This is a genomic window from Planktotalea sp., assembly GCF_049680325.1.
Taxonomy (GTDB): Bacteria; Pseudomonadota; Alphaproteobacteria; order Rhodobacterales; family Rhodobacteraceae; genus Planktotalea.
In genome coordinates this window covers 1-10,843 of the sequence record NZ_JBAUHO010000137.1, presented here as the reverse complement: position 1 = coordinate 10,843, position 10,843 = coordinate 1, and the positions used below count along the sequence as shown (strand labels likewise).

Sequence of the window (10,843 nt, the reverse complement as noted above, 5' to 3'; positions counted from 1 at the left end):
GCGTAAGTCTGATGTTTTCCTCTCTCTAGAAATATCCCCGCCGGAGGCTCCCCCAGATGCCAGATACGCAGGCAGCTGACATTCAAGAACACCGCTTTCCTTGCGATCAATGCGGGGCCGACTTCCGCTTTGATCCGTCTGCGGGGCAATTGATTTGCGATCATTGTGGCAACGAAGCCTTGATCGAAGGGATGGGCCGTCACGCCAATTCCATCCGCGAATTGGACTTCAACGCGGCCCTCAACGCGCAGCTTCCTGAAATTGAGATGGAAGAAACCCGCGTGTTGTCCTGCCCTAACTGCGCCGCGCAGGTTGAGCTTGGCGGGGCAGAGCATGCCGCAGAATGCCCGTTTTGCGCAACGCCTGTTGTGACCGGGACTGGCACGCACCGCCATATCAAACCAAAGGCGGTACTGCCCTTTGCATTGGATGAACGCACGGCCCGTGATGCGATGGGCGATTGGCTTGGACGGCTCTGGTTTGCGCCCAACGGTCTGAAGGAATACGCGCGTAAGGGACGTAAGATGCAGGGTATTTACGTGCCGTACTGGACCTTTGATGCAGATACCAAGTCACGTTATGCGGGCGAACGCGGAACCGTGTATTACGAGACACAAACAGTCATGCGCGACGGCAAGGCACAGAAAGTGCAAGTTGCGAAAGTGCGCTGGCGTCCTGCTTCGGGCCGCGTTGCGCGGTTCTTTGACGATGTGCTTGTGCTCGCCTCTAAATCGCTGCCAAAGCGTTACACAGACGCGCTGGAGCCATGGGATCTTTCTGCGCTGGAACCTTACAGCCCGGCTTTTCTCGCGGGGCTACGCGCCGAAGGTTATACGGTCGAACTTGATAGCGGCTTTGCCGAAGCGCGCCATTATATGGACCGCGTGATCGAGCGCGATGTGAAATTTGATATCGGCGGGGATCGCCAGCGCGTTCACAGCATCGCAACGGACGTGAACGATGTCACCTTCAAGCACATCCTACTGCCTGTCTGGCTTGCCGCGTATAAATATCGCGGCAAGACCTATCGCTTTGTCGTGAACGGCTCAACAGGGCGTGTACAGGGCGAGCGGCCCTATTCAGCCTGGAAGATCACCTTTGCCATCGTTATCGGCCTCATCCTGGCCGCGATTATCGGCTATAGCGCAGCGTTGTCCCAATGAGCGAAATCGAAACCTTGGAGAGTTTGCTAAAGTCGCGCTATTCGTGCCGTGCCTTTCTGGATCGAGCGGTGCCACGCGCCGACATCGAACGGATCGTGCGGATTGCCGGGCGGGTGCCCTCTTGGAGCAATGTGCAGCCTTGGCATGTGACCATCACCGACCCAGCCGAGACAGAGCGGCTTCGCGCAGCGTTAGCGGCGCATATGAAGGCCAATGCGCCTGTGCCAGACATTCCCTTTCCGAAGACCTACACAGGCGCGCACCAAAGCCGCCGACGCACCTGTGGCTTTCAGCTTTATGAAGCGGTTGGCATTGAAAAGGGCGATCGGGCGGCCTCTGGCGCGCAGATGATGGAGAACTTCAATTTCTTCGGCGCGCCGCATGTGGCGATCATCACCTCTGGCGCAGAGCTTGGCGCCTACGGCGCACTGGATTGCGGCGCGTTTATCACCGCCTTCACGCTTGCAGCGCAGGCTTTGGGCATTGCGAGCATACCGCAAGCGGCGATTGCATCCTTTGCGCCGTTGCTGCGATCCCATTTCGGGCTGGGCGAGGATCGTTTAATTCTGTGTGCCATTTCGCTGGGGTATGAAGACCCTGCGCATCCTGCCAACGCATTTCGCACAGAACGCGCCGCGTTGGATGAAATCTTTGATTGGAAAGGCAAGGCATGAAGGCGGTTGTTCAAAGGGTCGCACGCGCTTCGGTCACTGTAGAGGGCCAGATTATTGGCGAGATAGCGCAAGGGGTTCTGATCCTGATCTGCGCGATGCAGGGCGATGATACTGCGCAAGCAGACCAGCTGGCAGCGAAGATTTCCAAGCTACGTATTTTCAAAGATGCTGACGGCAAGATGAACCTGTCTTTGAAAGATGTCGGTGGCAGCGCCTTGGTGGTCAGCCAGTTTACGCTAGCGGGCGATACATCACGCGGCAATCGACCCGGGTTTTCCTGCGCGGCCGCACCTGAGCTGGGCGAGCAGCTTTACAAGCATTTTTCCATGGCGCTGGCCGCTTTGGGTGTTCCAGTACAAACAGGACAATTCGGCGCTGATATGGCGGTGGATTTGCTTAACGACGGGCCTGTGACCATCCTTTACGATCTTTGATTTTTGCGAGGCTCTGCCTCGCGCTCCGAGGTATTTCAGGACCAAAGAAGGGGATCAGCTTTTCTTGACGAACTCTGTCAGGATCACGATCCGCTGGCTTTCAACGCGGCCCTCGATATGGCCGGCGTTGTCACTGACCAACGATATATTGCGCACCGCAGTGCCGCGCTTGGCGGTAAAGCCCGCCCCTTTTACGGGAAGGTCCTTGATAAGAACCACGGTATCACCGGAGGAAAGCACCGCGCCATTGCTATCGCGATGAACCAGCGCAGGTTCGTGCGAGACATTCTGCGCCGCGCTGAGAACGTCAGGCTCAAGATAGGCAATTTCCATCAGATCGCGCGCCCAAGGGGCATGATCGAGGTGCTTGAGAATGCGGTAAGCTGCAACTTGCGTGGCCACGTCAGTGCTCCAGATTTGCTCGTGAAGGCATTGCCAATGCGGGGCGTCCTCAACAGGGGGCATTAGCCCAGCGGCGCAGGTTTCACAGAGCGGTGCTGCTAGCGCCGCGCCCTCAAGATCAATCGACGTGGAAGATTCGTTCGAGCAAAGCGCGCAGGTCATAGTGCCATCCTATTTTGGAAATGCCCGCGCGTTTGTTTACCGCTCGCGCAGGGCCTCTTTGGACTTATAGAGCGGTTTCAACAGGTATTGAAGGACCGTCTTTTGACCTGTGTGCAATTCCACACTTGCCTGCATACCGGGGCGGATTTCGATGCCCGCCTGACGATCTGTCAGGCTGTTCATATCCACTTTCAGCGTTACTTTGTAATGTGGATCACCGTCGGCGGCGCGCGAGCGTTCGTCTTTGAAAGTATCCGCAGAGATAAATCCAACCCGCGCTTTCAGCGTGCCGTAGATCGTATAATCATAGGCGCTCAGCTTGATTGTCGCCTCTTGGCCGCGGCGGATATTGGCGATGTTTTCCGGCTTAACCCGCGCTTCGACAAAAAGTTCTTCATCCAGCGGGATAATCTGCAAAATTTCTTCCCCCGGGCGCACAACGCCGCCGATTGTCGTCACAGAAAGGTTGTTCACCACGCCGCGCATCGGGCTGACAAGCACCGTGCGCTGCAACTGATCGGTGCTCGCTTTCATGTTCTGTTTCAGCGTCGCAAGTTCCTTCAGAACGTCAGAGTATTCCTGCGCACGTTCCAGTTCTGTTTGCGTGACGACCTCGTCAAACTTGATCTGCGCATCAGCATGGGCTTTGCGCGCACGGGTGACTTCGATCAACGAAACGATCTCGCGCTTGAGCATCTTTTCCATCAGATCAAGCTCTTTCGCGGCCTGATCCAGAACCCGTTGTGCCCCATCGCGGCGCGATACGAAATCGGACTGGCGGGCGCGCAACAGCGCTTTTTCAGAGGCCACCATGCCAGCAGCCTGCATTGCAAGGTTTGAGGGAATGTTGAAATCGAATTGCCCTGCAAGCTCTGCTTCAAGACGCATGCGGCGCACTTCAAAGCCGGTGATCTGTTCGGCAAGATCATCCACGGAAGACTTGAACTGGGTGCCGTGCAGGCGCGCCAGCACGTCATCTTTCATCACTTCGTCCCCCTCTTTAACGAGGAGTTCTGCTAGAATGCCGCCTTCAAGGTTCTGAATGATCTGCGGGCGCGAGGAGGAAATGAACGATCCATCCGCACGCACAATTTCGTCAATCCAAGCGAATGCAGCCCAGACAAGGAACAGCCAAACCGTACCAGCGCAGAGCCAGATCATCAGGCTTGGGCCTTTCAAGCGCTCGTTCAACTGCGCCGTAAGGTTGGTCATGTTCGCTGCGCTCATGGCTTAGTTCCCATTCGCGGCGGCGCGTTCGCCGTCGGCTTTGCTATTGAGGTGGGCAAGCACCTGATCGCGCGGACCGTCAACCGCCATGCGGCCGTTTTGCAGGATCAACGTGCGTTCGGTCAGTTTCAGGATCGGAACACGGTGCGTTGCGATGACGGCCGTGCGCCCCTGCAACCAGGTTTCGAGGCGGCTGACCAGCGTGTTTTCAAGTGTTTGATCGAGCGCGGCAGTGGGCTCATCCAGCAGGCAAATCGCAGGGTCTTGCAGCCAGAGCCGCGCCCAACCGATAGACTGACGTTGACCGATGGACAGGCCTGCGCCGCCGTCATGGATTGCAAGATCAAGCCCTTTGGGATGCGTTTTCACGAATTGACCAAGGCCCGCAAAATCAAGCGCCTGCATAAGACGTTCATCGTCGCGCTCTAACATGTTGAGGTTCAGGTTATCACGCAGCGTGCCGGAAAAGAGACGCACGTCCTGCCCAAGATAGCCGATGAGGCGACGTAGGTCGCGTGGCTCGATCTGGTTCATATCAGTGCCGTCGATCAGCACACGGCCAGACGTAGGCGCATACAAGCCGGAGAGAATTTTCAGAAGCGTGGATTTACCTGAGCCGTTGGTGCCAAGTACCGCAACCGACTGACCTGCATTCAACGCGACGCCAGAGATGTCGAGCGTCGGCGCGCCTTCTTCATCATAACGGAACATCACATCGCGCAGCTCGAAACGCCCTTCAAGGCGTTCACGGCGCATATATGTGCGGCCCTCTTCGGCGTCTTGCGGCGCATCGGCGATCCCATCCAAGCCATCAAGCGCGGATTTGACGTTGCCCCAGCGGGCCATCGTGCCGGCCAATTGCGTGAGCGGCGCAAGGGTGCGCGAGGTCAGGATGCCAGTGGCGATGATCGAGCCAACGGTGAATTCGCCCGCGAACACCAGATAAGCGCCCGCAACGACGGCGCTGACATATGTCGCTTGCTGGATGCCCTGCGACCAGAATGTGAGATTGGAGGACAGACGACGCTGCTCGGAAGACTTCATCGCCGAAAGCGTTGTCAGTTCTTGCCACATGCGGCGCACACGATCTTCGGCGCGCTGGGTTTTGATTGTGTCGAGTTCAAACAGCGATTCCTGCAACAAGCGCGATGCTTTGGCCGAAGCCCCTTGGGTTTCTTGGGTCAGGCGCATCATCTTCTTTTGCAGGAAGTAGCTGGGCAGCACCATCAGGATGCCGCCGATGACCAGCACCCAAACCACATTGCCCGCGATAGAAGCGACGAGGAACAGGAAGACAAAGATAAACGGAATATCGGTCAGCGTGCCAACTGTGGAGGCCGTGAAAAATTCACGGACCGAACCGAATTCGCGCATCGCCGAGAACAGCTGGCTGGGCGAGCGCCCTTTCAGATCAGAGCGCATACCAAGGACGCGTTCCATCAGGGTTGCTTGTACTTCTAGTTCGATCTGCCGCCCTGCCCCGTCCAGAAGACGCGCGCGCGCGATTTTCAGGAACGCTTCCATCATCATTGCGATGGCTGCACCGCCCGCAAGAACCCACAGCGTCGCTTCGGATTGATGCGGGATAACGCGGTCATAGACCTGCAAGGAAAACAGCGCGACGGCGACGGCAAGCAGATTGGCAACGAAAGATCCAAGGATCACCTCGCCAAAATGGCGAGAGAACTTGGGGAAGTGGCTCCAGAACCAATGCTCTTTTAGCTTGGCGGCTTTATGGACGTCGCTGATATGCTCAAGCGGCGCTTCGGCCTTGATGATCGTGCCAGAAAAATACGGGCTGAATTCTTCGTAGGGAACTTGCGCACGGCTGTCGGGGCACGTGGGATCATAGAGGATCAGATCGCCGCGTGACTGGCTTAGAACAAGAATATACTGACCATTGGTCATCTGCGCGATAGCAGGCCACAGATCAGCGCTCATTTCCGAAACGCGCCCTGTTTCGACGTTAAGCCCAATTGCGCTTAGAGCGTGCGCATAGCCTTCTGCATCCAGTGCATCGCCTGTGCCAGTGCTTGCCGCAACCGTTTCCAGCAGATCACTGGACACCGCTTGCGTGCCCAGCAGCGAGGCATAAAGTTTGATAAGATCCGCGCGCGATTTGGTCTTTTCGCTATAGCGCGGCGGATCTTTCTTTTGGGGTTCAGCCGCAACTCCAGAGATCGCACCGAGAACCGCCTTGCCACCTTGAATAATGTGAGGGATGCGCGAAGCTTTGCTCAAATCTCTGCTCCGCTGGCCAGAAGGCCCATTTCATTGGCGATTTCCAGCTTGATGCGCGCCGCCTTTGAACGCAGCTCTGCTGCGCTTTGCTGCTGACGTGCGTATGTTTCATAAACGCCGACCACATCCATCACCTGACGGGTTCCTGCCTTATACTGGGCTTGGAACAGGTCCAGGTTTTTCTTGGACTGATTGGTCAGATTGGCCGCTTCGATCTTTTGACGCTCTGCCCCTTTAAGCTGGGCTTCAAGTGCACGCAAACGGCGGTTGCTGTCTTCGCGTGCTTGCGCAACAAGGCGCTGCGCCCCTTCTTTGGTAGCTTCAATCGCCTTGAGTGATGCGCCGGTGCCAAGGTTCAGCAGGTTATCGCTTGTTACGTTCAGGCCAAGAGAATTGCCCGATGTTCCTGTTGATCCAGATGCCTTCAGACCCGGCAGATGTCCTGCACGATCCATGGTTGCTTCTGCAATCGCGCGTTCTTTTTCAGCTTCGGCCAACAAGATCGGCAGAGGCTTGGACCCCAAGCCGTTCACGTTGAAATCAGGCAGGCCCTGAATGCCTTGAAGCGGACGAATAGACATAGCGTTAAGCTCGGCCATCGCAGCATTGCGCGCCTCTTGATTGGAGGCCATTTCGGAGCGGATTTCGGCCAGTTTCTGGCGCAGCACAACAAGGTCGGAGCGATCGGAGACACCGCCGCGCACACGCTCGGACATGATGTATTCAAAGTGGCTCATATCGTTAAAGGCTTTGGTGCTGAGTTCCGCCTTTTCTGTTGCTTTCTGGGCGGTCAGATATAGCTCAAGCGCGGTAAAGACGCGCTGGTTTGTATCGATAGAAAGGTTGACTGCTGCAACCTCGACATCCGCCTTTGCATAGGCGCGCTCGGCCTTTTTGCGGCCGTTATCAAAGAGCACCTGCTCAACGATCAGGTTCGCGACCAGATCACCCAGCGATGAAAGCGAAATGGAGGGGCCAATTGAAGGCAGCCAGTTCTTGGACGCGGCAACGGCACGCAAACGCGCGGCGCGCAATTCGGATTCAGCGGCGCGCGAATTCGCGGCCAGTACGCTATCGGCAACTTTGTCGTATGCACTGCCGTTCGGCAGGATTGAGCGACGCGTTTGCAGCCCCGAGATGATCGCGCTCTCGGCGCTTTCTTTATGGCGTGCGTCAGCTTCCTTTTGGGCAGCGCGCTCGGCCTTGCTCAGATCAGCGTTGTCACCCTTTGGTTTAAAGAGCGCGGCAAATTTTGTGCCACCAGCATTCTGGGACACGCTATCATCTGAATTTGCATCTTTGGTTTTGAACATGCCAGCAAATGGATTGCTCGCAACTTGCTTGTCGCTGGCGTCAGCCCCCGCGTCATCCTTGCGCTTGAAAAGCGAAAAGCCCTGCCCCTCAGCTTTTGGCTGGGCAAGGTTGGCCTCGTCATTGCTGAAACGCGACACGAATGGAATATCTTCTTCAATCGAACTGAGACAGCCAGAAAGACCCATCGCGAGTCCTGCCATCAACAATCCTGTCTTTACCTTAGTCCCCGTCATCTGCCCCAAACCTCACCTGAAAACACTTCACCTTTTAGGACAGAGAGCGCCGCAGCCTAAGCAGCGCTCTCTGCTCGTCACGTTTAGATCGTGACGTTGGTGATTTCGTCTTCAATGTAGATGGTCGCATCACCCAGTGAGTAGGCGTTGTAGTCCACACCACCTTCGGATGTTGTACCAGTCGATGTCGCGCCGGTGATATTGACGGTATCATCAGCCCCGCCGCGAACGGTCACAGTATCCGTATTGCCGGACAGTGCCAGAATATCGGCCTCTGTCAGGGTCAACTGCGTGTTATCCATGACGCTCAACTCGATTGTTTCGATGTTGTAATCGCCCAGATTTGCGTTGGATACATCACGGGCCGAAGAGCCATCGTTCAACACGATGTATGTGCCCGCGTTGTTACCCGCATCGTCGGTTTCCGTGATAATCAAGCTTTGACCATTGGAAAGTTCGCTGCGCAGCTCATAGCCTGTCTCAGTCGGATCAAACGCGTTGACCGTTCCGATAAAGTCGACACCTTCCACCAGATCAACAACACCGCCATCCGCGTTCACTTGCGTCAGGCCGACTGTTTCATCGGATGTTTCAATCTCGAATTCGCTATAGCGCTGTGTGCCAGAGCCATCGACGCGTGCAGAGTACCCAGTGACTTCCGCGCCCTCGGGAACGCTTGTGTCGATGTCAATGCTACGGGAAATCGTCTGGGAGTTACCGACAGAGTCTGTTCCTGTAACCGAGTAAACCAGCGGGCCTTCATAGCCCATCGGAATACCGCCCTCTGGAATATAGACGCTCCAAGCACCAGTGGCTGGATTGACCGTCGCCGTATAATCCCAGTTGTTAAAGTTCACAACGACACCAGGTGTGCCAGCAACATCTGTCCAGTTGCTTTCCATCGTACCCGTCAGGGTCACGCCGCCTTCGGCATCATCCAGACCGATATATTCGTCCCTACCAAGTGCAGGACGATTGGAAACCGTCAGGTTTGTCACTTCGGTATCAACACGCACGTTCATTGCTGCGCTGGAAGAGTTTCCAGCCGCATCTTTAGCAAGCGCTGTCGCCTGATATGTATGCGTCCCTGTTTCGTAAGTGCCTGGCTCGAAGGAAACAGACCACTCGCCCGTGTTAGGATTAACAACCGCGCTACGTGTATAGCCGTTCATCGTGACCTGCACGGACGTTGTTCCAGGCTCGGATGTGCCTGTCAGAACAAGGTTGGCCGTGCCCGCGTTGGTTTCAAGGTTGTTTGCAACATGATCCGAGCCGCCGGAAACGGTGCTCCCGATTGCAACTTCGCCCAAAGTATCAACGTGAATAGTCTCGCTGATTGGCACAGATGGGTTATCAAAGCTGTCCCATGCGGTGATTGTGATCGGCACATCATATCCGTTCACGCCGCTGAGGCCGCCCATTTCCGCCTGTGTGAATTCAACACTCCATGTGCCGTTTTCACCAATCGTTGTTTCACGGAACGTACCGTTTTGCAGCTCGACACGGATGCGTGCGCCCGCCTCGCCAGTACCGCCAACGGCAACCATGCCGTCAGATGTCATATCGGTGTGGTTAACAACGTAGTTTGCGGATACGGTTCCAGATGTTGCATCGACAGCGGGTGCAATGGTGTCGATGACCATTGTTTCCGTGCGTGTAAAGCTGTTGCCGAAGCTGTCCGTTGTACGAATGACAACATCCGTCGTCCGTTCGCCGCTGGTGATTTCACCACTTGCGAAGTTAACGCTCCAGGTGCCATCGCCATTTACAACGGTTGAATGGGTTGTTCCGTCGATCGTAACGTCGATAGACGCGCCTGCTTCACCGGTACCTGCAACTTCGATCGTGCCGCTGTCGTAAAGCGCGGCGTTGACCGAGTCACCTGCGGACAGCGTACCTTCGGTCGGATCGACCTCTGGCGGCGTCGTATCAATGATAACCGTCTGACCAATGAGGGTGGTGGTGGTTCCGTCGGTTTCCACAACTGTGACTGATGTCTGATAGGTGCCATCAGCAGGGAAAGTTGCGCCATCAAATGTGCCGCTCCATGTTCCGTCGCTGCCAGTGACAACCGTAACCGTTTCACCGCCTACCGTGATTGTTACGCTCGAACCGGGCTCGGCTGTCCCTGTAACCGTGATGGACTTGTCGTCCTCGGTCAGGTCGTCGCCGCCATAGATATCTTCACGGCCAGTGCCATCAATGGTTGGTGGCACGCGGGGATCGACCGGATCAACCGGTGTGACCGGAGTAACGGGATCTGTTGGGTCAGTCGGATCTGTGGGATCTGTGGGCGTGGTCGGTACTGTGCCATCGCCGCCGTCAGAACCGCCGCCCGCCAAAAGCGCAGCGCCGGCACCGGCCGCTGCAAGAGCACCCGCGCCAATTCCGCCGCCGCCAAGAAGACCCGCGCCACCAAGAAGGCCAGCACCAAGCATGGACACGTCCTGATCGCCATCAACGCCGTTTGCCGCGATGAGGTTCGGATCGTCCACGAAGATCAGATCATCGTCAGGGCTCCACTTGCCCCACTCTGCCGTTGTTCCGTATTGCGCAAAGAGCGCGCCATCGGCGCCCTCAATAAAGCTCACCTCGTTCAGCGTACCGCCCGAGCTGATGAACAAGCGGTTCGGATTTTCTCCGCCGCCAACAAAGTAACCCTCAAGAACAATGACACGCCCATCGGCGAGTACGATCTCAAGATTATCACCCTGTCTGCTATATGCTTGCATATCGCCAGGCTGAAGGTTCAAAGAGAACTCTACACCTGATCCCATGTTAACCACTGTCTCAGCGGAATCCGCTGCTACGGTTCCACGCTCAACAGTGCCCATACCCCTACGGGCAACGAAATCTATCGCTTTCATGACCTTTACCGCTCTACCTCGGGCCGCCTCTTCTGGGCGTGCCTTTTTTCAATATGCCCCATCGCTAACAATATTTTGCCGCATTTCATAGGGGAAATGTTTCGCGATTCGGCCAAATCTGAACAG

The 10,843-nt window shown here is 56.2% G+C and carries 8 protein-coding genes; 3 read left to right on the top strand and 5 right to left on the bottom strand.

All coding sequences use genetic code 11. From position 1 onward, the window contains the following. The first annotated feature begins 56 nt into the window (after positions 1–56). The 3 genes from WBC85_RS06070 to dtd are packed head-to-tail and all read left to right on the top strand — an operon-like array spanning position 57 to position 2,271. Positions 57–1,163: a TFIIB-type zinc finger domain-containing protein gene (locus WBC85_RS06070; RefSeq protein ID WP_424434000.1), complete on the top strand. Its 1,107-nt coding sequence runs from the start codon at positions 57–59 to the stop codon at positions 1,161–1,163. Next, a complete protein-coding gene (locus WBC85_RS06065; protein WP_424433998.1) occupies positions 1,160–1,837 on the top strand; it encodes a nitroreductase in 678 nt (225 codons plus the stop codon). Before WBC85_RS06070 ends, WBC85_RS06065 begins: the two co-directional genes overlap by 4 nt. Then, positions 1,834–2,271, top strand: a complete 438-nt coding sequence (gene dtd / locus WBC85_RS06060; RefSeq protein ID WP_424433996.1) for a D-aminoacyl-tRNA deacylase — start codon at positions 1,834–1,836, stop codon at positions 2,269–2,271. The genes WBC85_RS06065 and dtd overlap by 4 nt, the downstream gene beginning before the upstream one ends. A 54-nt stretch (positions 2,272–2,325) precedes the next feature. On the opposite strand, the gene WBC85_RS06055 is transcribed toward dtd, so the two are convergent. From WBC85_RS06055 to WBC85_RS06035, 5 genes are all read right to left on the bottom strand, one after another. Continuing rightward, entirely contained in the window at positions 2,326–2,835 is a 510-nt protein-coding gene (locus WBC85_RS06055) for an alkylphosphonate utilization protein (protein WP_424433994.1), read from the bottom strand. A gap of 36 nt (positions 2,836–2,871) precedes the next feature. Next, the gene (locus WBC85_RS06050) at positions 2,872–4,062 is read right to left on the bottom strand and encodes an HlyD family type I secretion periplasmic adaptor subunit (RefSeq protein ID WP_424433992.1); all 1,191 of its coding nucleotides are present in this window, start codon (positions 4,060–4,062) and stop codon (positions 2,872–2,874) included. 3 nt (positions 4,063–4,065) lie between these two features. Beyond that, entirely contained in the window at positions 4,066–6,303 is a 2,238-nt protein-coding gene (locus WBC85_RS06045; protein ID WP_424433990.1) for a type I secretion system permease/ATPase, read from the bottom strand. Then, positions 6,300–7,817 carry a TolC family protein gene (locus tag WBC85_RS06040; protein ID WP_424433988.1) on the bottom strand — a complete coding sequence of 506 codons (1,518 nt, stop codon included), beginning with the start codon at positions 7,815–7,817 and terminating at the stop codon, positions 6,300–6,302. The genes WBC85_RS06045 and WBC85_RS06040 overlap by 4 nt, the downstream gene beginning before the upstream one ends. Positions 7,818–7,933: 116 nt before the next feature. Then, positions 7,934–10,717 carry a hypothetical protein gene (locus tag WBC85_RS06035; RefSeq protein WP_424433986.1) on the bottom strand — a complete coding sequence of 928 codons (2,784 nt, stop codon included), beginning with the start codon at positions 10,715–10,717 and terminating at the stop codon, positions 7,934–7,936. Positions 10,718–10,843 lie beyond the last annotated feature (126 nt).